This is a genomic window from Methylomonas sp. MED-D (genome assembly GCF_050276835.1).
GTDB classification, from domain to species: domain Bacteria; phylum Pseudomonadota; class Gammaproteobacteria; order Methylococcales; family Methylomonadaceae; genus Methylomonas; species Methylomonas koyamae_A.
The window spans coordinates 1,684,065-1,706,868 of record NZ_CP189965.1 but is presented as its reverse complement, the minus strand read 5'-3'; the positions used below and the strand labels follow the sequence as shown (position 1 = coordinate 1,706,868).

17 protein-coding genes are annotated in these 22,804 nt (G+C 56.1%); 5 read left to right on the top strand and 12 right to left on the bottom strand.

Translation table 11 applies throughout. The annotated features are described in order from the left end of the window. Nucleotides 1-19: 19 nt before the first annotated feature. The 8 genes from fliJ to ACQE3E_RS07545 are packed head-to-tail and all read right to left on the bottom strand — an operon-like array spanning nucleotide 20 to nucleotide 8,212. Complete coding sequence (fliJ, locus tag ACQE3E_RS07580; RefSeq protein ID WP_071157127.1) at nucleotides 20-472, bottom strand: flagellar export protein FliJ; 453 nt, start codon at nucleotides 470-472, stop codon at nucleotides 20-22. Beyond that, the gene (gene fliI / locus ACQE3E_RS07575) at nucleotides 469-1,818 is read right to left on the bottom strand and encodes a flagellar protein export ATPase FliI (RefSeq protein ID WP_427501434.1); all 1,350 of its coding nucleotides are present in this window, start codon (nucleotides 1,816-1,818) and stop codon (nucleotides 469-471) included. Before fliI ends, fliJ begins: the two co-directional genes overlap by 4 nt. Then, nucleotides 1,815-2,519 (bottom strand): flagellar assembly protein FliH, encoded by a 705-nt coding sequence (locus tag ACQE3E_RS07570; protein ID WP_168032993.1) that lies wholly within the window; start codon nucleotides 2,517-2,519, stop codon nucleotides 1,815-1,817. The genes fliI and ACQE3E_RS07570 overlap by 4 nt, the downstream gene beginning before the upstream one ends. Continuing rightward, a complete protein-coding gene (gene fliG, locus ACQE3E_RS07565) occupies nucleotides 2,506-3,516 on the bottom strand; it encodes a flagellar motor switch protein FliG (RefSeq protein ID WP_064030356.1) in 1,011 nt (336 codons plus the stop codon). The genes ACQE3E_RS07570 and fliG overlap by 14 nt, the downstream gene beginning before the upstream one ends. After that, complete coding sequence (gene fliF / locus ACQE3E_RS07560; protein WP_139306178.1) at nucleotides 3,509-5,257, bottom strand: flagellar basal-body MS-ring/collar protein FliF; 1,749 nt, start codon at nucleotides 5,255-5,257, stop codon at nucleotides 3,509-3,511. Before fliF ends, fliG begins: the two co-directional genes overlap by 8 nt. Nucleotides 5,258-5,275: 18 nt before the next feature. Next, nucleotides 5,276-5,587 carry a flagellar hook-basal body complex protein FliE gene (fliE, locus tag ACQE3E_RS07555; protein ID WP_064030358.1) on the bottom strand — a complete coding sequence of 104 codons (312 nt, stop codon included), beginning with the start codon at nucleotides 5,585-5,587 and terminating at the stop codon, nucleotides 5,276-5,278. Between the two features lie 53 nt (nucleotides 5,588-5,640). Beyond that, a complete protein-coding gene (locus ACQE3E_RS07550; protein ID WP_313728535.1) occupies nucleotides 5,641-7,023 on the bottom strand; it encodes a sigma-54-dependent transcriptional regulator in 1,383 nt (460 codons plus the stop codon). Further along, entirely contained in the window at nucleotides 7,010-8,212 is a 1,203-nt protein-coding gene (locus ACQE3E_RS07545) for a sensor histidine kinase (protein WP_427501433.1), read from the bottom strand. The genes ACQE3E_RS07550 and ACQE3E_RS07545 overlap by 14 nt, the downstream gene beginning before the upstream one ends. Before the next feature lie 226 nt (nucleotides 8,213-8,438). Between ACQE3E_RS07545 and prsT the strand changes: the two genes are divergently transcribed. Then, nucleotides 8,439-11,267 (top strand): XrtA/PEP-CTERM system TPR-repeat protein PrsT, encoded by a 2,829-nt coding sequence (prsT, locus tag ACQE3E_RS07540; RefSeq protein ID WP_313728537.1) that lies wholly within the window; start codon nucleotides 8,439-8,441, stop codon nucleotides 11,265-11,267. A 227-nt stretch (nucleotides 11,268-11,494) separates the two neighbouring features. Further along, complete coding sequence (xdp1, locus tag ACQE3E_RS07535) at nucleotides 11,495-12,352, top strand: exosortase-dependent surface protein XDP1 (protein WP_168032983.1); 858 nt, start codon at nucleotides 11,495-11,497, stop codon at nucleotides 12,350-12,352. 88 nt (nucleotides 12,353-12,440) lie between these two features. Here the strand turns inward: xdp1 and argC are convergent, their stop codons facing one another. Continuing rightward, nucleotides 12,441-13,469 carry an N-acetyl-gamma-glutamyl-phosphate reductase gene (gene argC, locus ACQE3E_RS07530; RefSeq protein WP_313728538.1) on the bottom strand — a complete coding sequence of 343 codons (1,029 nt, stop codon included), beginning with the start codon at nucleotides 13,467-13,469 and terminating at the stop codon, nucleotides 12,441-12,443. A gap of 77 nt (nucleotides 13,470-13,546) precedes the next feature. Here argC and ACQE3E_RS07525 point away from each other — a divergent pair, with 77 nt between their 5' ends. Both ACQE3E_RS07525 and ACQE3E_RS07520 read left to right on the top strand, forming a co-directional pair. Further along, nucleotides 13,547-14,521 carry an NAD(P)H-quinone oxidoreductase gene (locus ACQE3E_RS07525; RefSeq protein WP_313728539.1) on the top strand — a complete coding sequence of 325 codons (975 nt, stop codon included), beginning with the start codon at nucleotides 13,547-13,549 and terminating at the stop codon, nucleotides 14,519-14,521. A 2-nt stretch (nucleotides 14,522-14,523) separates the two neighbouring features. After that, nucleotides 14,524-15,369: a sulfurtransferase gene (locus ACQE3E_RS07520; RefSeq protein ID WP_313728540.1), complete on the top strand. Its 846-nt coding sequence runs from the start codon at nucleotides 14,524-14,526 to the stop codon at nucleotides 15,367-15,369. A 12-nt stretch (nucleotides 15,370-15,381) separates the two neighbouring features. On the opposite strand, the gene trmL is transcribed toward ACQE3E_RS07520, so the two are convergent. The 3 genes from trmL to secA all read right to left on the bottom strand — a co-directional run bounded on the left by trmL (nucleotide 15,382) and on the right by secA (nucleotide 21,253). After that, nucleotides 15,382-15,858 carry a tRNA (uridine(34)/cytosine(34)/5-carboxymethylaminomethyluridine(34)-2'-O)-methyltransferase TrmL gene (gene trmL / locus ACQE3E_RS07515; RefSeq protein WP_281022730.1) on the bottom strand — a complete coding sequence of 159 codons (477 nt, stop codon included), beginning with the start codon at nucleotides 15,856-15,858 and terminating at the stop codon, nucleotides 15,382-15,384. 11 nt (nucleotides 15,859-15,869) lie between these two features. Continuing rightward, a complete protein-coding gene (locus ACQE3E_RS07510; RefSeq protein WP_281022729.1) occupies nucleotides 15,870-18,371 on the bottom strand; it encodes a glycogen/starch/alpha-glucan phosphorylase in 2,502 nt (833 codons plus the stop codon). A gap of 149 nt (nucleotides 18,372-18,520) precedes the next feature. Beyond that, complete coding sequence (secA, locus tag ACQE3E_RS07505) at nucleotides 18,521-21,253, bottom strand: preprotein translocase subunit SecA (RefSeq protein WP_313728541.1); 2,733 nt, start codon at nucleotides 21,251-21,253, stop codon at nucleotides 18,521-18,523. 187 nt (nucleotides 21,254-21,440) lie between these two features. On the opposite strand from secA, the gene trkA reads away from it, so the two are divergent. Next, nucleotides 21,441-22,802 carry a Trk system potassium transporter TrkA gene (trkA, locus tag ACQE3E_RS07500; protein WP_064031820.1) on the top strand — a complete coding sequence of 454 codons (1,362 nt, stop codon included), beginning with the start codon at nucleotides 21,441-21,443 and terminating at the stop codon, nucleotides 22,800-22,802. The last annotated feature ends 2 nt before the right edge of the window (nucleotides 22,803-22,804 follow it).

The window sequence follows — 22,804 nt, the reverse complement described above, 5'->3', positions numbered from 1 at the left end:
CTCGGACTATATCATCGATCTAAGCACGTCCCGTGCCATCGTCGCGGCGCGAGCGAGCTGCCCGGTCGTCTTGCTCGGCTTGCTCGCGTTTTTGTTCGGTTTTCGCTTCGTCGACGGCCGCCAATTCCTTGACGCGCTTCAAACTTTTAGTGCGCTGATGGCATTGTTCCCAAAGTCCACGGGCTTTTTGCAAATCCCTTTCGCATTGCAGCACCTGGCGGCGCTGACCTTCGATCGCCCCGTCCAGCTTGTCGGCGAACGCTCGAAACTCCAGCAACTGACCAACGTTAATCCCGGCCCGCTGACGTGCCTCGAAACGCTGCAAATATTCCAGCCGATATTGAACCAGTTGATCGAGCTGGTTTTGCTGATCGGCGAGCCGTTGCTGGCTGACGCCCATCGCCTCCAACGCTTCGCGTTCCTGGCGAACGTATAAATCGACGATGACATTCAGGCGCTGAGATTTTTTCATCGGCCGCCCAGCAATTGCGCCAGCTCGTCGATGCTACGACTCAAATCGACCGATTCGTCCATGTCCTGCCGCAGAAACGCCATGATGGCCGGATTGCACTCGATCGCCTGATCGATGCGCGGATCGGCGCCGGGCCGGTAAGCGCCGACGCTGATCAAGTCGCGGTTTTGCTGGTAAGTGGAATACAAACGCCGCAAATCGCGAGCCATGCGCATGTGCTCGTTATCCACAATATCCGGCATCACCCGGCTAACCGACGCTTCGACGTCGATGGCGGGATAATGGCCCGAGTCCGCCAGCGCCCGCGACAAAACGATATGCCCGTCCAACACGCCGCGAGCCGCGTCGGCGATCGGGTCGTTGGTGTCGTCGCCCTCGGCCAGCACGGTGTAAAACGCGGTGATCGAGCCGCCACCTTCGTCGCCGTTGCCGGCCCGCTCCACCAACTGCGGCAATTTGGCGAATACCGACGGCGGATAACCCTTGGTGGCCGGCGGCTCGTCGATGGCCAGCGCGATTTCGCGGTAAGCCTGGGCATAGCGGGTCAAGGAATCCATCAACAGCAGCACGTTCAAGCCCTGGTCGCGAAAATATTCGGCGATCGCCGTCGCCAATAGCGCGCCGTGCACGCGCATCAGCGGCGAATCGTCGGCCGGCGATGCCACCACCACAGCGCGGCTCAAGCCTTCCTCGCCCAGGATCTTCAACACAAATTCGTTCACCTCCCGGCCGCGCTCGCCGATCAGGCCAACGACGACGATGTCGGCATTGGTGAATTTGGTCATCATGCCCAGCAGGATGCTCTTACCGACACCGGTGCCGGCGAACAAGCCCATCCGCTGACCGCGGCCGACGCTGAGAATTGAGTTGATGGCTCTGACGCCGACATCCAAGGCTTCGCGGATCGGTTTGCGGGTCAGCGGATTGATCGGCACGCCGGATAGCGAGACCTTGGCATCGGTGATCAAAGGTCCCTTGTTGTCCAGCGCCTGACCGGCGCCGTCCAGCACCCGGCCAAGTAAGCCGAAACCGACGCCGACCAGGCTGTCCTGCCCGAGCGGAATCACCCGGCAACCCGGCTCCAGGCCATGGGTATCGCCGGTTGGCATCAAAAACAAGCGGGCTCCGGAAAAGCCGACGACTTCGGCGGAAATGACTTTGCCGGACTTGGTGACGACGCGGCACAGCGAGCCGATCGAGGCTCGGCAACCCTCGGCTTCCAAAGTCAGCCCCACCATTCGGGTCAAGCGGCCTTCGACGATTAACGGCGGCGGCTCGAGCAAACGTTGCCGATATGGTTGCAAACGTGCCAACCACAACCGTCCACGGTCCGGCGTGGGAATCATCGCTGAGTGTCTTGGCGGCGTTCGCCGCCCAAGACCGTGGCGATCACGGCGGCCAAGCGGGTTTCGACGCTGGCATCGACGCTGGACACTTCGGTTTCGACGGTACAACCGCCGCGGCTAAGCAAGGGGTCTTCCCGCAAACACCAAGGCGGCATGCTTTCGTCCAGACTCAGCGCGGTTCTGACCAACGCCGCGTCTTCGGGATGCAGATTGACGGTAATTTTTTGCGAGGCTAGCGGCAGGGCCTTGACGGCTTCGCGCACCACCGCGACGACTTCGCCGGGTTCGGTTTTCAGTTCGCGGCGGACTAATTGGCCGGCTATCGCGCAGGCCAGTTTGACCAATTCTTCTTCGACGGCGGCGTCGAGCGTTCGAAACGGCTCGCTCAAGGCTTCGAGCAGCACATTCAGTTCGGCGGCCTGCTTTTGCAGCAAGTGCAGGCTTTCTTCGTAACCCTGCCGCCGTCCCTCTTCCAAGCCAATCTCGCGCCCTTCTTCCATGCCCTGTTGCCGACCTTGCGCGTAGGCTTCCGCGTAAGCCTGTTTTTGGATCGCTTCGATTTGATCGACCGTCAAGGTTTCCGTGGCTTCCTTGACATCGACGGGTTCGGAGCGCGGCGCGCTGAAATCCTGCAAATCGGTCCAGCGATTCAGCGCTTGCAGCTCGGCGTCGGAGAATTTATTGCCCTTAGACGAATTCATCGCCGCCGCCGCCGCCTAACGAAATTTCCCCAGCGTCGGACAAGCGTTTGGCGATCGCCAGGATGTCTTTTTGCGCGGCTTCGACTTCGCTGAGGCGAGCCGGCGGCGCGGCTTCGAGGTCGTCGCGCAGCATTTCCGCCGCGCGGCGGGACATGTTGGCGAAAATCTTGTCGCGTAAGGCGCCGTCCACGCCGCGCAAAGCCAACAGCAATTGGTCGGTGGAAACTTCGCGTAGCAGGGTTTGAATGCCGCGGTCGTCGACGTTGACCAAATCGCCGAATACGAACATTTTGTCCTGAATGCGTTGAGCCAGATCGGAATTGGCTTCGTTGATGTCTTGCATCATCGGATCGCTGACCGTGCTTTCGATGAAATTGAGAATATTGGCGGCAGCGTCGATACCGCCGATTTGCGACGACTTGACGCCTTCGCTGCCTGTCAATTGTTTTTCCATGATGTCGTCCAGCTCGCGCAATGCTGCGGGCTGCACGCCTTCCAGCGTGGCGATGCGCATCAGAATGTCGGAACGCATGTTTTCCGGCAGCATCGTCAGCACATCGGCCGCCTGATCGGCGTCCAACAAGGACAAAATGATCGAGATGATTTGCGGATGTTCGAGACGGATCAAGTCGGCGATCGAGCGGGTATCCATCCATTTGAGCTGCTCGATACCCTTGCTGTTGGCGCCCAGCAAAATCCGGTCGATGATACTGCCGGCCTTGTCGGCACCCAATGCGTTGGTCAGCATCGCCCGGATGTATTCGTCGGAATCCAAACCCAGACCGGTTTCGTTCTTGATCTGAATAATGAACTCTTCCAAGACCTGATCCACCATCCCCGAGCTGATGGGTCCCAGTTGCGCCATCGTCGAGCCGATCAATTGCACTTCCTTGGGTCCCATGTGGCGCAGTACCGTCGCCGCCCGGTCCTGACCGACGGCCAGCAGCAGCAGCGAGGCGCGCTGGGCATGGGATAGGTCATTGGGATCCTCAGCCATTGTCCTTCAACCAGGTTTTGATGACTTGGGCGACCAGTTTGGGATCTTCGTCTATCAGTTTTTGCACGTATTCCAGCCTTTTTTCGTAGCTTTGCGGGGCTTCCAGCAGCAACAAATCCTCGGCGCCGGTCGTGATCGTCCGCACCTCGCCGGTTTCTTCATCGACCTTGACGGCGACCGGCACCGGCCGGCCTTCTTCGTCGAAGCGCACGATACCCCCGGACGCCTCGGCAATGGCCTTGGCCTCTTCCAACGCTTCGATCTGCGCTTCCTTGGCGATCAAGGTCCGCACCGCCGGCCTCAGCACACCCAAAATCAACATCAGCACCACCAGCACGGCCGCCAATTGCCGCATGCTACCGCCAAACCAAGCTTGTTGCCAGAACGGTTCGCTGGGCACTTCTTCCAGCGCTTCCGGCATTTTGAAAGCCACGTTAGTGACAGTGACCTGATCGCCGCGACTGTTGTCGAAGCCCACCGCCTGCTTGACCAAATCGCGTAATTGGTTGAGTTCTTCCTGGGAATACGGCAGTTGGCCGAATTGTCCGTCCGCCTGAGCGACCTTTTTGTTATCGACGACGACCGCCACCGACAGTCGCCGCAACGCGCCGGTCGCGAGCCGCGTGTGGGTAATGGTTTTATCGAGTTCGTAGTTGCGGGTCGCGCTTTTGCTGGTGGAACCGGTTTCTCCGCTGGTTTCGGTTTTCTCCTGGCCGCTGGCGACTTCCGGCGCCACGCCTGTCGGCGGCGGCTGGTTGGATAACGCGCCCGGAACGCCTTGTACCTTGGATTGCGAGTTTTTGTCTTCCTGGGTTTGCTCGCTACGCAGCGCCGGCAGATCGGGGTTGAACATTTCCTGGGTTTTTTCCGTCACCGTGAAATCGACGTCGGCGGAAATCTGCGCCCGCATGCCGTCGCCGCCAACCAGCGGCGTCAGGATGTTCTCGATCCGCCCGCGCAGATGCTCCTCGAGATTGCGCTTGTAATCGAACTGCTTACTGGATAGAGACATGTCCTCCGAGGTTTCCTTGCTGTTCAGTAAACGGCCTTTTTGATCGACGACGGTGACTTGGCCCGGCTCCATCAAAGGCACGCTGGACGATACCAAGTGGACGATGGCTTCGATTTGTTCCTTTTCCAAGCTGCGGCCCTGATACAGCTCGACCACGACCGAAGCGCTGGGTTTTTTACGTTCGCGGACGAAGACCGACTGTACCGGAATCGCCAACAACACCTTGGCGGATTTGACGTTTTGGATGGTTTGCACGGTCAACGCAATCTCGCCTTCCAAGGCCCGCTGAAAGCGCATCTGTTCGACGTTTTTGCTGGCGCCGAAACCGTTGTCCTTGTCGAGCAACTCGTAACCGAGGCTGGTGCTGCGCGGCAGACCTTGCGCGGCCAGCTTGAGCTTGACTTCGCGGACTTTTTCGGCCGGCACCATGATCGTTCCGGTACCGGTCTCGACCTTATACTCGACGCCTAGCTTGGTCAACGCATCGAGGATTTCGGTGGCATCTTTTTCGGCGACTGCCGGAAACAATAAGTCGTAATGTTGCTCCTGCGACCAGAGCACGACGGCAACCCCAATAGCGACGCTTAAGGCCAGGCCCAACATCAAGCCCAATTGGTTGGACAGCGGCAGTTTGCTCAGGCTTCTCAACGCCGTCTGCATTCTGCCCTTGTCCGTCGTCACCATCGGCAACGCGCTTTCCATCGGTAGGTTTCGGTCTATTTCGCTCATGGCTCACAGCATAGCAGCTTACATGGACATGCCCATAACGTCCTTGTAGGCATCGACCAGTTTGTTGCGGACTTGCAGCATGGCCTGGAACGATACGCTGGCTTTTTGCGAGGCGATCATCACCTCGGCCAGACTAACGTCCGGCTTGCCCATTTCGAAGGATTGCGCCATGTCGTTGGCGGTTTGCTGAGTGCGGTTCACCGAATCGATCGATTGCTTCAGCATCGCGGCGAAATCGCCGGAATTGTCGCCAACCGGCGGTTTGCCGCCGGCTTCGATGGACATGGTCCGCATTTGAGCCAGGACTTGGTTGATATTCATATCTGACATAAAAATGACTCGCTGGTGATTTTATATCGGACAAGCAGATTTCAAGCCAATTTTTAACAAGGAACCAACACCCCGGCCTCCTTCATCCGGGCAATTTTATAACGCAAGGTGCGCGGGCTGATTCCCAACCGCTCGGCCGTAGCCTTGCGGCTGCCGCTGGCCTCATGCAGCATCTGCAGGATGATCTTTTCCTCGGCCGAACGCACGCCTTCATCGAGACTGGCACTGCAAAGAGCCCCCGCCGCCTCGGCAGCCCCATCGCTCGGCGAGGCAAGGCTTTGCAGTTCGGCCGGCAATTCCGGCAAGATTTCGCAGCCCTCTTCGAATATCAACTCGGCGCAACCGATTCGACCGTTGTTTTGCAGAATCAGCGCGCGCTGTATCACGTTCTCCAGTTCGCGCACGTTGCCCGGCCAGCGGTATTGTTGCAAGCGAACGGCGGCTTCCGGCTCTATCGTGCAGGCCGGCCGACCATGCGGGCTGTGTTTCGCCAACAATTCGTAGGCCAGCGGCAGCACATCGCCGGGACGCTCGCGCAAGGGAGGGATGCGTAACGGAAATACGCTCAATCGGAAATACAGATCCTCGCGAAACCGGCCCTCGTTAACATAGGACTTCAATTTCCGGTTGGTAGTCGCCAAAATTCTGACGTTCAGTGCAATCTTGCGGTGACTGCCCAGCCGTTCAACTTCTTTTTCCTGTAAGACTCTGAGCAATTTAGCCTGCAAGGCCAAATCCATCTCGGATATTTCATCGAGCAATAACGTGCCGCCGTGAGCGAGCTCGAATTTGCCGGGCATCGACTGCACCGCGCCGGTAAACGCGCCTTTTTCGTAACCGAACAACATCGCCTCCAGCATGTTTTCCGGGATTGCCGCGCAGTTGATCGCTTCGAACGGACCTTGATGAAAGTGCGAGTTTCGGTGTATGTACCGCGCCAACACTTCCTTGCCGGTGCCGCTTTCGCCTTCCAGCAACATGGTCACATCGGTCTTCGCGACCTTGGCCGCGAGAGCGTACAATTTTTTCATCGATGCGTCGGCGACGACTCTTTCGCACTGTTGCGGTTGCGGACCTTGAATAAATCCCGCCACCTTGTCGAGCAGAACCCCGGCTTCGAAGGGTTTGATCAGATAATCGGCGGCTCCGGCCTGCATCGCTTCGACCGCTTTCGGAATCGTGCCGTAAGCCGTCATCAGCAATACCGGCGGCGCCTCGGGCTTTTGCTGGAGGTTTTGCAATAACTGATAGCCGTCCATTACCGGCATCTGCACGTCGCTGACGATTAGCCGCGCCGTTTGCCGGGACAACAAGCCCAACGCGTCGGCGCCGTTTTTCGCTGACTTGACCTGATAGCCGGCCAGTTCCAACGTGTCGCACAAGGCTTCGGCCAAAGCCGGGTCGTCTTCGACGATCAATACGTCACACGGTTTCATAGCATTCTCCGCGGCCGGCGACACCGGCCGATAAACTGGGTTCGTAACGGGTTGATGGCAAAATTAACGTAAAACGGCTGCCGCGTTCGGGCAAGGGCCGATAAGTCGCCCGGCCGCCATGCGCCTTGGCCACGCTATCGACAACCGCCAGTCCGAGACCGGTGCCGTTAGCCTTAGTTGTGAAAAACGGTTCGAACAGGCGCTCCCGGCGCGGTTCGGGCACGCCCTGCCCATCGTCGACCACTTCGATGAGCAAATCGCCCACCTCGCCGGCCGTCGCGGTCAAAATGACACACCGGGCTCCGGCCTCTACGGCGTTGGTCAGCAAATTCAGCAACGCGCCGAGCAATGCATCCTGGTTCCCGGTCAAACGTGCGATACCGGATCGGTCCTCGAGCGTAAAATCGCAAGTCAGCGCATCCGCACTATCCGCCAACAATAGCCACAAGGTTTGCAACTCGAAGTCCTGCATGGCCATTCGGCCTTGCTTGGCGAAAATCAGCATATCGTTAACCTGCCTTTCCAAATAGTGCAGGCGTTCCAGTATCTTGGCGGAGAATTGCAGGCGCTTGTCGCCGCTCAAGCCCGGCGTATTGATTTGCGAGGCGTACAGAATGGCGGTCGATAGCGGTGTGCGCACCTGATGGGCCAATCCGGCCACCATCTCACCCATCGCGCTCAATTGCTTTTGACGGGCCAATAAATTCTGCAGGGAACGCAATTCGGTAACGTCGGACAATAAAATCAGCTGCTCCGCGCCGTTACCCAAGGCGCTGTAGGTGATGTTGACGGTACGGCCGTCACGCAGTTGCCTCTCGTGCGGGGAATCGAACACCGGCTGCAGACTGCGACCAACGACTTGCCACCAACTCTCGCCCAATAAGGGCTCGCCGAGGAAATCGACCGCGTAGCCGTTGCAATCGATCACCACCCCTTCTCGGTTCAGCACGATCACCGCGGCAGGCAGCGCCGCCAGAATTTGTTGCAAACGGCTGGCCAGTCTTTCCTTTTCGATCAAGGTGTTCACGCGTTCGTCGCGCGCCGCCGCCAGTTCGCGATTCAGAGCGGTCACTTGCTCTTCCAACCCGTGATAGGACTGGGCTAGATTTTCGGACAAGGCATTGAAGGCCCGAAACGCATCGGTCAAACGTTCGGCTTGCCGTTGTTGGTGATAGCTGAAAGTCTCCATAATCTTGACGCCTAGTGGTTACGCCAGGCAATCAGCAAAAACCGGACCATGAATAATTTCATTATACTTTCAAATATTTAGATCATAACGCCAAGATTTTGGCGCCGATCTTCCGCAGTCTAGCGAGCTGGACAGAACGGGTATCGATTCAATCGCGCGATACGGCTGGTGGCGGGACCTCTTTCAGGCTATGCTATCGGAGCTAACCAATCACCGTCATAACGCCATGCACAAGCATCCGCCCGAAATTCGCCCACCGTTACGCCGGATTCCCGCCGCGTTGTTGCTTGCTTCGACCTTGTCGCCGTTTCAAGCCGCTATTTCCGACGAAATTCGAGCCGGTCAATTTTACGAGCAAGCGATTCAGGCACAGCAGAATCAAAATTTACCGGAAGCGATCATTGATCTAAAAAATGCGCTGCAAGAAAACCCCAACTATGTCGCCGCGCATATTTTATTGGGCGAAATCTACCTCAAACAACAGTCGCTGTCGGAAGCCGAGGTACAACTGACTCAGGCCAAGCAATTGGGCGCCGATCAAGCCCTGCTCATTAAGCCACTGGCGCAGTTGTACTTGTATCAGCTCAAATACGATCAATTGATTAAGGAAATCGATCCCAGCCGATTCAGCCGGGATCTGCAACCCACCCTTCACTTGTTTCGAGGCCACGCTTATGTGCAATTGGGAGAACTCAGCGCCGCCCTTAACGAATACGATATGGCCAGCCAAATCAATCCGGGACAAATCGACTCGCTGATTGGGCGCGCCAATACCTTATTACGTCGCGGCGATATCGACGGCGCGCGGACCGCCACGGACAAGGCACTGCAGATGAAGCCCGACGATCCCGGCGTACGCTTCGTTATAGGCTCGATCAAGCATTCTCAAGGAGACCTAAATGGGGCGTTGACGGAATACGACGCCACCTTGGCGGCCCAACCGGAACATCTTGACGCCCGCCTGGCCCGCATAGGGATACTGATGGATCAGCATCGTGACGATCAGGCCCTGCAAGATTTGGACTACGTCAAGGAACATTATTCGTTCGACCCAAGAGGCAACTATCTAAGATCGGTCATTCTGGCGCGCAACAATCGAATCGACGAATCGGTCAAGGAACTCAATACCGCGGCGGATACGTTAGTCAATCTAAAGCCGGAACTAGTAACCGCCCACGCGCAGACCTTGATGTTGTCAGGCTTGGTAAATTTCGGCCTGCAGCGCTACGATATCGCAGTAAGTCATTTGCAGCTGTACGTCCGCCAATTTCCGGAACAAATCGGTGGCTATAAATTGCTGGCATCGGCACTGCTTGCGAAAAACGAACCGGAACAAGTGATTACCCTACTCAAACCGGTATTAGTCAGAAATCCTCGGGACTATCGCCTGATGTTTTTACTGGGAAGCGCCTATATGCGCACCGGCAGACACGATTTGGCCAGCACTATGTTGGAGAAGGCTTCGGCTTTAAGCGCGGATGGTGAGCAAATCCACACCGAAATCGGCTTAAACCTGCTGTCGATGGGGCAAGAGCAGATGGCCGCCGAAGAGTTGGAAGCGTCATTCAAAAACAACCCCGGCAATACTCAGGCCGGAACCCATTTAGTGTCGATTTATATCAGCCGGGGCGAATCCGCAAACGCGCTACGCGTTGCAAAGGCCATGGTTGAACAAGCGCCGAAAAATATTACACTGATCAACTTAATGGGCACCGCCCAAGTCAGCGCGAAACAATACAAACAGGCCAGACAAAGTTTTGAACGCGCGATCGAACTGGAACCTAATTTTGTAGCCGCTTATGTGAATTTGGGCCGATTGGATGCAGCCGAGAATAAACTCGATGCTGCAAAATCCAGACTGGAAAACCTGCTAAATAAACAAACCGATAATGTGACGCTGATGACGGAGTTGGCGCTGATCGAACTGGCCGCCGGGAATCCCGAACGCGCGGAGTCCTGGCTGGCCAAGGCACGCAAAGTCGATCAAAAGTCCATACCGGTTCTACTGGCGCTGATCGAAGTCAAATTACACACTGGCAAAACCACGGAAGCCGTCAGTATCGCCGAAGCCGCCGAACTCATCGATAAAAACGACCATAAAGTGCTGGACGCGCTTGCGCGCTGCTACCTGGCGAACAACAGTCGAGACCGAGCGCTGGCAATTTACATCCGCATGGCGGATCAAGCCAGACTGAGCGCGAAACTGCTCTACAAAGTCGCCCGTCGTCAATTGGACGCCGAAGACCAATATGAAGCCATCAAAACGTTAAAGAAAGCGGTCCTGGCCGACCCTAAACATCTGCCATCGCAGATCGCGCTGGTGGAAACGGAGCTGAACTACGGTAAACCGGTTTTTGCGCTTAGCCGCGCCGAAAATTTACGTCAGCAGTACCCAAACCGAAGTTTCGCCCGCACCTTGTTGGGCGATATCGCGATGCATGACAAAAATTACGCATTAGCCGTAACGCACTTTCAGGAAGGCTTCAATCTGGAGCCTAACTCGCAAGTATTGATGAAGTTGTTCGATGCGTTGAAGCAAACCGACCGGAACTCGGAAGCTTACGGTCTACTGAGCAACTGGTTAGAAAAACACCCCGAAGATAGCGTACCGCTGGCTGCGTTGGCTGAAGAAAACATGCGTGCCGGCAGATTTGCCGCCGCCGAAAAACAGTACGATAAGCTCTTGAAAAAATTCCCGGACGAACCACAGTTTTTAAACAATCTCGCATACGTGTACTTCAATCTGGGCAATCCCAAAGCTCTGGTTTTAGCGGAAAACGCCGTCAAATTGGCGCCCGAGCATCCTTCGGCAAACGACACATTAGGATGGATTCTGGCCAATACCGGGAACCCGGAAAAAGGCCTTCGCTACCTACGCGACGCACACTCTCGCTTATCCGGCGACCCGGAAATTCGTTACCATATTGCTGCGGCGTTAGAAATGCTGCAGCGGAATGACGAAGCCAAGGCCGAGTTGCAAGAAGCCTTGAATAGTGGCCAATCATTTAACGGGATCGACAAAGCAAAGATTTTATTGGAAAAACTCAACCGCTAACCCTCATGTCGGCTTATTTTACACGCGCAGTTCCCCGCCCCTCAAAAGCAACACCAAGCAATTGAAATTGCATATAAATCAAATATACGCACATTTCTTGCTGTAAAAATATTGACGCTTCCCGCTTTAATCCTTCAGTACAGTGTTTCTATATCGGAAATTATAGAGAATACCGGGCGAGCACACCTGCTAAATACGGAGATCCCCAAATGACTAGAACATACTTAGTGCTGGCAGCCTTCATTCTTTCGCCACTTTCCGCGCACGCTACCGCCTGGAATTTGTTAAATACTGCGAATTGTTTAAATGGCTGTACGGCAAACTACCCAACTTACTCTCCGACCTCTGGCAACAGTCAGGCATTCTCATCGTCCACGGCGGGCGCGCCTAACCTAACGGTATCGGCATTTTCAACGTCGTCCACCTCAGCCACACCCGCATCAACTTTTGCCGCGGCAACCCTGGCTTTGTATTCCGGTTACGGCTTAGGGGCGACCGCCGCTAGTAACGACGGAACACTCGGCAGCCAGCCGGACCATGCGTTCGACAATGATGGCAGCGCGTCGTCATATACCGACTACGCGCCTGACGGAAACGTCGACGCGGCGTTGCTGTATTTTGGCCCCAACGGTGTCGATATCGACAGCCTGAGTGTTGGCTACATCAATGGAGATGCCGACATTTCAGTGCTGGCCTACACTGGTTCTCTAGTAGGTGGCGCCTTGCCTGCGGCGGCCGCAATCGCCAACCATACCTTTGCTCAGTTACTCAGCGCCGGTTGGTCTTTCATCGGTAATTACAATATGGGTTCGACCAACACCGCTAAAGCGATCAATTCCGATAATGTGTCCTCCAGTTACTGGCTGATCAGCGCTTATACGACCAGCGCGGGAACCGGTAAAGGCGATTCGACTTCATTATTAAGCTTCGGCAACGACTACTTTAAATTGTCCGCCGTTTCAGGCATCGTCAGCACCACTACGGGCAGCGTGCCGGAACCCGCCAGCGCCCTATTGATTGCGCTGGGCTTGCTGGGTTTTAGAGCCAGGATGAGAGACACTCGCGGAAATTTGCTAATAGCCTAAGCCCGTCCATCGCTATTCGGCACCGAAACAAAAAGGCCCGCCCCAGTAACCGCTGGGACGGGCCTTTTTGTTTGTCATGGCATACAGACTACGGATAAAGCGGCACCAACTCCAATCCGATAAACTCATCCAAACCCATCGTCAAATTCATCGCTTGCACCGCCTGACCGGAGGCGCCCTTAACCAGGTTATCGATGACCGACAGAATCACGACGACATCGCCACCCTGTGGCTGATGAACCGCGATCTGGCAGCGATTACTGCCTCTGACGTTACGCGTATCGGCATGACTGCCGGCCGGCAGCACATCGACAAATTTTTCATCTTGATACCGAGTTTCGTACAGGCTCTGCAAATCGACCGACTTGGTCAATCTGGCGTACAAGGTCGCGTGTATGCCGCGAATCATCGGCGTCAGATGCGGTACGAAGGTCAGGCCGACCCGTTCGGTCGTGGCGCGCCGCAAGCCTTGACGAATCTCCGGCAAATGCCGATGACCCGCCACGCCGTAAGCTTTGAAGCTCTCGCCGGCCTCGCTCATCAGCGAGGACAGCTCGGCCTTGCGACCGGCACCGCTAACGCCGGATTTACAGTCGGCGATCAGATTACCGACATCAACCAGCCCATGCTCCAGCAACGGCAAAAATCCCAGCTGCACGGCCGTCGGATAACAACCCGGACAGGCAATTAATCTGGCGGCGCGTATCGCCGCGCGATTCACTTCCGGCAGCGCGTAAACTGCTTCGCCGATCAGCTCCGGACAGGCGTGCTCGACGCCGTACCAATGCTCCCATTCCGCACTATCCTGCAGTCGAAAGTCGGCGGATAAATCGATCACTTTGATGCCCAGTGCGAGCAAAGCCTCTGCCATGGTCATCGCGATTCCGTTTGGCGTCGCGAAAAACACTACATCGCAGTCGCGAAGGTTTTCTATTTCCGGTCGCGTGAAGACCACATCGCAATAGCCGCGCAGACTAGGATAGACTTTGTCGACCCGCGTGCCCGCATCGGCCCGCGATGTCACCGCCGCGACCTCGACCTCGGGATGCAATGTCAGGATTCTTAACAATTCGACCCCTGTATATCCGGTGCCGCCTACGATGCCCGCTTTTATCATGTTGATCTCGCTGAAAATCCGCTAATACTCGAAATGGCCGCATATAATACGACACTCTTCCCCAACCGCAGACGCCGATGCGCGCGATCACCATTCTTCCCGGCGAAGCTCGTCAACTCGCTTTAACCGAATTGCCGACGCCCAAGCCAGACAACGGCCAAGTCCTGATCAAGGTCTCCGCCGCCGGCGTCAATCGCCCGGATCTCGCGCAGCGCGCCGGCTTATACCCCCCACCGGAAAGCGCATCCCCCATTTTAGGCCTGGAAGTCGCCGGCACGGTGATTGAAACCGGCTCGGACGTCGTCTCTCCCAAACCGGGGGACAGCGTTTGCGCCTTGTTGACCGGCGGCGGCTACGCTGAATACGCAATAGCCAGTGCGATCTGTTGTCTACCGATACCAGCCGGCTTTGACTATGTGCAGGCCGCCGCGATTCCCGAAACCTTTTTCACGGTCTGGAGCAATCTATTCGACCGAGCCAAGTTATGCTCCGGCGAATGTTTATTGGTCCACGGCGGTAGCAGCGGCATCGGCACGACAGCTATCCAACTCGCCAGTGCGCTTGGTGCCAGAGTGATCGTCACCGCCGGCAGCCGAGAGAAATGCGATTTTTGCATGACACTCGGCGCCGAAGCGGCAATCAATTATCGTGACCACGACTTTGTCGAGACCTGCAAGCAATTGACCGTGGGGCGGGGCGTGGACATGGTACTGGACATCGTTGGCGGCGACTATTTTCCGCGTAATCTGAAAGCGCTGGCGCCTGACGGCCGCCTGTTGCAGATCGCGATTCAAACCGGCGCCAAGGCCGAGATCAACTTGGCGGCGGTCTTAATGAAGCGGCTGACTATCACCGGCTCCACCTTACGCGCAAGGGACGATACATTCAAGGCCGCGATTGCCCAACAATTGCTGAGCCAAGTCTGGCCCTTGCTTGAATCGGGCCGAATCAAACCCGTCATCGATTCACTCTATCCTCTGGCAAACGCCGCGGAAGCCCACGCCAGAATGGAAAGCTCTCAACATATCGGAAAAATTATCCTGGAGGTATAACGATGTCTTGCACTACGCTAGTCTCGGCCGACACCCTAAGCACCCACCTAGACGACCCGAATTGGCTGATCGTCGACTGCCGCTTCTCGCTGGCCGAGCCGGAAGCTGGACATCGGGCCTATCGCCAGCATCATATCCCAGGCGCCCGCTATGCGGATCTCAATCAAGACCTCTCCGCGCCCATCCGAGATTATACCGGCCGCCATCCATTACCGGACTTTCGGGCACTCACCGCAAAGCTGACTGCCTGGGGAGTCAGTGCCCGCCATCAAGTCGTGGTTTATGACGACGCTTCCGGCGCCTTTGCCGGACGGTTGTGGTGGCTGTTGCGCGCAATGGGACACGACCGGGTTGCGGTGCTGGATGGCGATTACCGAAACTGGCGGCGCCTGGGCAAACCGGTAACGACGATATTGCCGAAACCGATTTCCGGCACGTTTCGTTGCTATCTTGACGATAGCCGTTGGCTGAATGCGAACAAGGTTCGGGACGGTCTGGCCAAACATGAAATCGTTTTAATCGACGCTAGACCCCCTGAGCGCTTCGCGGGCCGGCAGGAACCGATCGACCCGGTCGCTGGCCATGTACCGGGCGCGCGGAATAGGCCGTTTCAGGCCAATCTGGATAGCAAAGGCTTTTTTTTACCGGCCAATTATCTGAAAGCGCAATTCCAGGATATTCTCGGTCCGATCGAGCCCCGACAAGTCGTCCATATGTGCGGCTCCGGCGTGACCGCTTGCCACAACCTGTTGGCAATGGAAATCGCCGGACTAGGCGGTTCTCGGCTGTATGCCGGCTCGTGGAGCGAATGGATCCGGGACCGTAATCGCCCACTAGCGAAGGGTTGACATGGAGGCGTTTCAACGTGCCTTCGGCAAGGCCTCCGGATAGCCCAATTGTCGCCAGGCCTCATACAAAGCCACGGCGACAGTATTCGATAAATTCAGGCTACGGCTCTCTGCCCGCATCGGCAAGTAGAGCTTTTGCTCGGGCGGCAAACTCTCCAGGAATTCCTGAGGCAATCCGCGCGTTTCCGGCCCGAACAACAGGGCATCGCCGGCTTGATAGCCCACTTGGCTAAACACATTGGTGCCCTTGGTCGTAAACGCGAACAAACGTTTGGGCTTTCCGCGCTCCAAGTAATCGGCCAACGAGCCGTGCTGACGAATATTGACCCACTCATGATAATCCAAACCGGCTCTGCGCAAGCGCTTGTCGTCCAGCTCAAAACCCAGCGGACGAATCAGGTGCAGATGCGCACCGGTATTGGCGCATAGCCGGATAATATTACCGGTGTTCGCGGGAATCTCCGGTTCGAACAGCACGATATCCAGCATCGCCCGCCCGGCTATCCCTCGACTTGGATCGGCGTCAAGTGCCAAATGTCGTGATTGTATTCGCTGATGGTCCGGTCGGTCGAAAACTTGCCGCTGGCGGCGGTGTTGATAATGCTCATCCGCGTCCAATGCTCTTGATCCCGGTACGCGGCGTCGACGCGTTTCTGCGCTTCCAGGTAGCTGCGGAAATCGGCAAGGGTCATCCAGGGGTCGTTGGGGCTTTTAATCGACGCGATAATGTCGTCGAACATACCCGGTTCGAAGCGATTGAAATGGCCGCATTCCAATAAATACATGACCCGCTGCAGATCGTTATCGTCGCGGATGTACGCCTCCGGGTCGTAATGACCCCGCAACGCTTCCACCTCGGCTTCGGTCAAGCCGAACAGAAAAAAGTTCTCCTCGCCGACTTCCTCGCGGATTTCAATGTTCGCGCCATCCAACGTGCCTATCGTCAGCGCACCGTTCATCATGAACTTCATATTGCCGGTACCGGATGCTTCTTTGCCGGCCGTCGAAATTTGCTCGGACAAGTCCGCGCCGGGACAAATCTTTTCCATCGCCGAGACGCAGTAATTCGGCAAAAACACCAGTTTCAACTTGTCGCCGACATCCGGATCGTTGTTGATCACATGCGAGACATTGTTGATGAACTTGATGATTTTCTTCGCCATCGCATAGCCCGGCGCCGCCTTGCCGCCGATCAACACGCAACGCGGCACCCAGTTGTCGGTATCGCCGCGCTTGATCCGGTCGTAGAGATGAATCACATGCAGCACGTTCAGGACTTGCCGCTTGTACTCGTGGATCCGCTTGACCTGCACGTCGAACAAGGCATCGACGTTGATATCGATGTCGTACTCGAATTTCTTGAAATCCACCAAACGTTGCTTGCTCGCCCGATTCAATTCGTACCATTTTTTACGAAATGCCGCGTTGTCGGCATAGGGTTTGAGCTCGGCCAATTGCGACAAGTCGGTGATCCAGGCATCGCCGATGGTTTCGGTGATGAATTCCGCCAGTTCGGGATTGCAACCGGCCAGCCAACGCCTCGGTGTGACGCCGTTGGTTTTGTTGTTGAATTTGCCTGGCCACAGTTCGTAGAAATCCCGGAACAAGCCTTCCTTCAGCAATTTGGAATGCAATTCGGCCACACCGTTGACTGAAAAACTCCCGACGATCGCCAAATAGGCCATGCGCACCATTTTCGTCGGGCCTTCTTCGATGATGGACATTCTCGCCATGCGCTCGCCGTCGCCCGGCCAACGCGCCGACACTTCGGCCAGGAAATGCGCGTTGATCTCGTAGATGATCTCCAACAACCTCGGCAACAAACTTTGCATCAGATTGACCGACCATTTTTCCAAGGCTTCCGGCAACAGCGTGTGATTGGTGTAGGCCATCGTGTTGCGGGTGATATTCCAGGCATCGCGCCAGGACAACCCATGGATATCCATCAGCAGACGCATCAATTCGGCAACCGCGATACTGGGATGGGTGTCGTTCAACTGAAAACAATTCTTTTCGGAAAACTTCGAGAAATTGTTGCCGTGCCGCCCGACCCAGTTTGCGATCACGTCCTGCAAACTGGCGGATGCCAGCAAATATTGTTGTTGCAGGCGTAGCGCCTTGCCGTTTTCGTTGGCATCGTTGGGGTACAACACCATCGTGATGTTCTCGGCGGTGACCTTCTGAGCGACCGCCTCGGCATAGTCGCCGGCGTTGAATTCCTGCAGATTAAACTCTTCGGTGGCGATTGCCTTCCAAAGCCGCAAAGTATTGACGGTACCGTTCTTGTAGCCAGGTACCGGCGTGTCGTAAGGCATGGCCAGAATATCGTGCGTTTCTATCCAACTGGTACGCCGATTGCCGTGTTCGTCAATGTGACTTTGAGTCCGGCCGCCGAATTTGATCCGATGCATGTATTCCGGACGTTCGATCTCCCAAACGTTGCCCATCCGCAGCCAGTGGTCCGGCCGCTCGACCTGCTCGCCATTGACGATCTGCTGGGTAAACATGCCGTATTCGTAACGCAGCCCGTAACCGGTGACCGGCAACTGTAAAGTCGCGCAACTGTCGATGAAACAGGCCGCCAGCCGACCCAAGCCACCGTTACCCAATCCGGCGTCCGGCTCGCTCTCCACCAGTTCCTCGGCTTCCAAACCGAGATCGTATAGCGCTTGAGTAACCACGTCGTCCACGCCCAAATTCAGCATCGCGTTGCTCAGGGACCGGCCGATCAGAAACTCCATCGACAGATAAAAGGCCTTCTTGCAATCCGAATCGCGGTAGACGTTGTAAGTTTTTTTCCAGCGCTCGACCAACCTGTCGCTGATGGTCAACGACAAAGCCTCGTAGGCATAGTGCGGCGAACGGCAATTTTCGTCTCGCCCCAACCGATGGCTGTAATAGTGTTTGAAATCGGAGATGAAATGCTTCTTTTCCATCCCCAACTTGGGCAGCTTGGTGATGTCGGAAGCGGGATTGCTCTTATGAAAAACTCTATGCGGCATCGTGATTACCCTGTAAAACAATGAATCTCTGGAAGCCATAGCGCAAACATGGATGACGATACACTCCCGGCAAGCCGGGCAAACAATCCGATCCGCTCAAAACCGGACGACTTGAGCCGGGCGACTGGCGGAGCCGCCCGTCAACCCGATCAGCTCAGCTTACCGTGACACTGCTTGTACTTTTTACCCGAACCGCAAGGGCACGGATCGTTACGACCGACCTTACGATCGCCGCGTACAAAAGGTACCCCATTCTCGTCGGCCGGCTCGGCCGTTTCGTCGCCGGATTCGAAAAGCGACGAAGCCTCGGCATGTTCGTAATGCATTTCCTGCGGCGCTTGGCGTTGTTGATCGATCGCTTCGACATCTTCCTCGCGACTGACCTGCACCTTGCAGAGTATAGTCACGACTTCCTGTTTGATGTGATTCAACAAGCTGGTAAACATTTGGAATGACTCGCGCTTGTACTCCTGCTTGGGGTCCTTTTGCGCGTAACCGCGGAAATGTATGCCTTGGCGCAGTTGGTCCATCGCCGCCAAATGCTCCTTCCAACTGTTGTCGAGGACTTGCAGCATCACCGATTTTTCGAAGTGACGCATCACGGAAGCGCCGATACTGTCTTCCTTGGCCTTGGCTTCCTGCTCGGCTTTCTCGACGACCAAATGCCGCAGCTTGGCTTCGTTCAAGGTTTTGTCCCGCGCCATCATCTCGACCAACGGCATGCTCAGGTTAAAATCCTGCGACAAATGCTGTTCCAGACCGCGAATATCCCATTGTTCTTCCATCGTTTTCGGCGGGACGAACTGGGTCACCGCGTCGTTGAGCACATCCGCGCGTATCGCCGCCACGATGTCGCTGATATCCTCGGCGGCCATCAACTCGTTGCGCTGCGAATAGATCACTTTGCGTTGATCGTTGGCGACATCGTCGTAGGCCAAAATTTCCTTACGAATATCGAAGTTGCGGTTTTCCACCTTGCGCTGGGCGCTCTCGATCGACCGAGTCACCCAGGGATGCTCGATCGCTTCGCCTTCCTGCATGCCCAACTTCTGCATCAGGCCAGCTACCCGCTCAGATGCGAAAATCCGCATCAAATCGTCTTCCAACGACAAATAAAACCGGGTTGAACCCGGATCGCCCTGCCGGCCAGAACGACCGCGCAACTGGTTATCGATCCGCCGCGACTCGTGGCGTTCGGAACCGATCACGTGTAAACCGCCGGACGCCAAGACTTTTTCGTGGCGTTCCAACCAGCCGCCGCGCACCCGCTCCTTGTCGCCGTCGCCGGCATCTTCTCCCAAGGCCGCCAACTCGGCGTTCAAATTACCGCCCAACACGATGTCGGTACCGCGACCGGCCATGTTGGTGGCAATCGTCACCGCGCCCGGCATACCCGCCAACTCGATGATATGGGCCTCGCGCTCATGTTGTTTGGCATTCAAGACTTCGTGCTGGATGCCTTGTTGCTTCAGCATCGCCGAAATCCGCTCGGAGTTTTCGATCGACGTGGTGCCGACCAGCACCGGCTGGCCGCGTTTGACGCAATCCTTAATGTCTTCGATGACCGCGTTGTATTTTTCCCGCGCCGACAAGTACACCAAATCGCCCATGTCTTTACGGATCATCGGTCTATGGGTCGGGATAACGACAACTTCCAAGCCGTAAATTTTGTTCAGCTCGAACGCTTCGGTATCCGCGGTACCGGTCATCCCGGACAGCTTGTTGTACAGGCGGAAATAGTTTTGGAAGGTAATCGAGGCCAGTGTCTGGTTCTCGTTTTGAATGGTAACGCGCTCCTTGGCCTCGACCGCCTGATGCAGACCATCCGACCAGCGTCGACCGGTCATCATGCGCCCGGTGAATTCGTCGACAATGATGACTTGATCGTTTTTAACGACGTAATCGACATCGCGCTGAAACAAAATATGCGCCCGCAACGAGGCATTCAGGTAGTGCATCAAACGAATGTTGGCCGCGTCGTACAACGAGGAACCGGCCTCGATCAAGCCGTGTTCAACCAACAAACGCTCGACTTTTTCGTAGCCGGCTTCAGTCAGGTGTATCTGCCGCGATTTCTCGTCCACCGCATAATCGCCCGGCATTTTGTCTTGCAATTCCGGATCTACGGATTTTTCCTGCTTGGTCAGCAGCGGGATGATCGCGTTGGTCTTCAAATAGACGTCGGTATTGCCCTCGGCCTGCCCGGAGATGATCAGCGGCGTTCTGGCTTCGTCGATCAGGATCGAATCGACCTCGTCGACGATCGCGAAATTCAGGTCGCGCTGAACCTTTTGCTCCAGACTGAACGACATGTTGTCGCGCAAGTAGTCGAAGCCGAATTCGTTATTGGTACCATAGGTAATATCGGCGGCGTATGCGGCTTGGCGTTGTTCGTGGTTTAAGTCGCTAACGATCACGCCGGTGCTCAAACCCAGAAAACCGTAAAGCTTACCCATCCATTCGGCGTCGCGGCGCGCCAGATAGTCGTTGACGGTCACGACGTGAACGCCGCGGCCGGGCAAGGCGTTAAGATAGGCCGCGAGCGTGGCCATCAGGGTTTTACCTTCGCCGGTTTTCATCTCGGCGATCTTGCCGGAATTCAACACCATACCGCCGATCAACTGCACGTCGAAATGGCGCATGCCGAACACTCGGGAGGACGCTTCGCGCACCGTGGCAAAAGCTTCCGGCAATAGTTGGTCCAGTTTTTCGCCCCGTGCCAGGCGATCGCGGAATTCCTGAGTCTTAGCGGTTAACGCGGCATCGGACAGTGTTTCGTATTCGGCGGCCAACGCATTAATCTTCTTGACTATTTTGCGCTTTTTCTTGATCAGCCTGTCGTTCCGGCTGCCAACTACCATTTTAACCAGCTTCCCCAGCATGATAATTCCAGTATTAGAGTGAACCAAAGTTTGCGATTATAACGTTATGGGGGGGCGCTGACTAGAAAACAAGCCCATGCCACCGACGCCAAAACCGCTGGAACATGGACAAGCCAGGCAATGCAGGTATAATTTCTCTCCTTCACTTTCCCACCTCGCCACCCATTTTCCGGCACGCCTCCTCCGTATGAAAATTGTGATACTCGGCGCCGGCGTCACCGGCTCATCGGTAGCCGGCGCTCTCGCCAGCGAAGAAAACGACATCGTGGTCATTGATCAAAAATCGCACTTGCTGACGGCCCTTAAAGCGCGCCTGGACATCGCCACCGTCGAAGGCAACGCCACGCATCCCAGCGTATTGGAGCAATCCGGGATTCGCGACGCCGACATGGTCATCGCGGTGACCGACCGCGACGAAACCAATATGCTGGCCTGTCAGGTTATCAATACGCTGTACAGCAAGCCGAAAACCATCGCCAGGGTAAGGGCCATCGATTTTCTGACCCACCCCGAACTGTTCCAACCTAACGGTATTCCTATCGATATCGTCATCAGTCCGGAACAAGTAGTCACCGAAGCCATTCGCAACCTAATCAAATTTCCGGGCGCGCTGCATGTCTCCGAATTCGCCGACGGTTTGGTGCGGTTGTTTTCGATCAAGGTAGTCGCCACCGGCTTTTTGACCGGCAAACGCATCCAGGCGGTCAAGGAAAAACTGGCCGACGGCATGATCCGCGTTGCCGCGATCTTTCGAGACGGCAAGGCGATTCCGGTCAACGGCGAAGCGGTCATCGCCACCGGCGACGAGGTGTTTTTCGTCTGCCCGCGCGACAAGGTCCGTAAGACCCTGATCGATTTACACAAACTGGAATCGCCGATCAAATCCATCATGCTGGCCGGCGGCGGCCACATCGGCAAACGTCTGGCGTTAGCGCTGGAAAACAACTATCACGTCAAGGTGATCGAACACAACATCGAGCGCGCCAAGGACATCGCCAACGATTTGCGCAACACAATGATTTTGCACGGCGACTGCACCGACGAATCGCTGCTGCTGGAAGAAATGATCGAGGATACCGATCTGTTCTGCGCCATCACCAATAACGACGGCATCAACCTGATTTCGGCGGGGCTGGCGAAAAAGCTCGGCGCCAAGAAAGCCATCTGCTTGGTCAACAATAACTCCTACCTGAAATTGCTGGACGGCAGCGACATCGATTTGGCGATACAACCCAAGCTGGAAACCCTAGGCGGCATCTTGAAACACGTTCGCAAAGGCGACGTGGTCGGCGTCAGCTCGGTTTGCGGCGGCAGTGCCGAGGCCATCGAAGCGATCGCCCATCGCAGCAAAAACGCCTCTTCGGTGGTCGGTCTACGGGTCGATCAGGTCAATCTGCCCGACGGCGTGATTCTGGGCGCGCTAATTCGCGAGAAGGAAGTGATTCCGGTACATCACGACACCGTGTTCGCGGAAGGAGATCATGTGGTGATGTTTGCGTTGAACAAGAAGCACGTCAAGGATATCGAGGAATATTTCCAACCGATCTGAGC

Bases quoted from the DNA above. Each gene is read 5' to 3' on its own strand.
- fliJ (WP_071157127.1), bottom strand. From the start codon at position 472: ATGAAAAAATCTCAGCGCCTGAATGTCATCGTCGATTTATACGTTCGC.
- fliI (WP_427501434.1), bottom strand. From the start codon at position 1,818: ATGATTCCCACGCCGGACCGTGGACGGTTGTGGTTGGCACGTTTGCAA.
- ACQE3E_RS07570 (WP_168032993.1), bottom strand. From the start codon at position 2,519: ATGAATTCGTCTAAGGGCAATAAATTCTCCGACGCCGAGCTGCAAGCG.
- fliG (WP_064030356.1), bottom strand. From the start codon at position 3,516: ATGGCTGAGGATCCCAATGACCTATCCCATGCCCAGCGCGCCTCGCTG.
- fliF (WP_139306178.1), bottom strand. From the start codon at position 5,257: ATGAGCGAAATAGACCGAAACCTACCGATGGAAAGCGCGTTGCCGATG.
- fliE (WP_064030358.1), bottom strand. From the start codon at position 5,587: ATGTCAGATATGAATATCAACCAAGTCCTGGCTCAAATGCGGACCATG.
- ACQE3E_RS07550 (WP_313728535.1), bottom strand. From the start codon at position 7,023: ATGAAACCGTGTGACGTATTGATCGTCGAAGACGACCCGGCTTTGGCC.
- ACQE3E_RS07545 (WP_427501433.1), bottom strand. From the start codon at position 8,212: ATGGAGACTTTCAGCTATCACCAACAACGGCAAGCCGAACGTTTGACC.
- prsT (WP_313728537.1), top strand. From the start codon at position 8,439: ATGCACAAGCATCCGCCCGAAATTCGCCCACCGTTACGCCGGATTCCC.
- argC (WP_313728538.1), bottom strand. From the start codon at position 13,469: ATGATAAAAGCGGGCATCGTAGGCGGCACCGGATATACAGGGGTCGAA.
- ACQE3E_RS07525 (WP_313728539.1), top strand. From the start codon at position 13,547: ATGCGCGCGATCACCATTCTTCCCGGCGAAGCTCGTCAACTCGCTTTA.
- ACQE3E_RS07520 (WP_313728540.1), top strand. From the start codon at position 14,524: ATGTCTTGCACTACGCTAGTCTCGGCCGACACCCTAAGCACCCACCTA.
- trmL (WP_281022730.1), bottom strand. From the start codon at position 15,858: ATGCTGGATATCGTGCTGTTCGAACCGGAGATTCCCGCGAACACCGGT.
- ACQE3E_RS07510 (WP_281022729.1), bottom strand. From the start codon at position 18,371: ATGCCGCATAGAGTTTTTCATAAGAGCAATCCCGCTTCCGACATCACC.
- secA (WP_313728541.1), bottom strand. From the start codon at position 21,253: ATGCTGGGGAAGCTGGTTAAAATGGTAGTTGGCAGCCGGAACGACAGG.
- trkA (WP_064031820.1), top strand. From the start codon at position 21,441: ATGAAAATTGTGATACTCGGCGCCGGCGTCACCGGCTCATCGGTAGCC.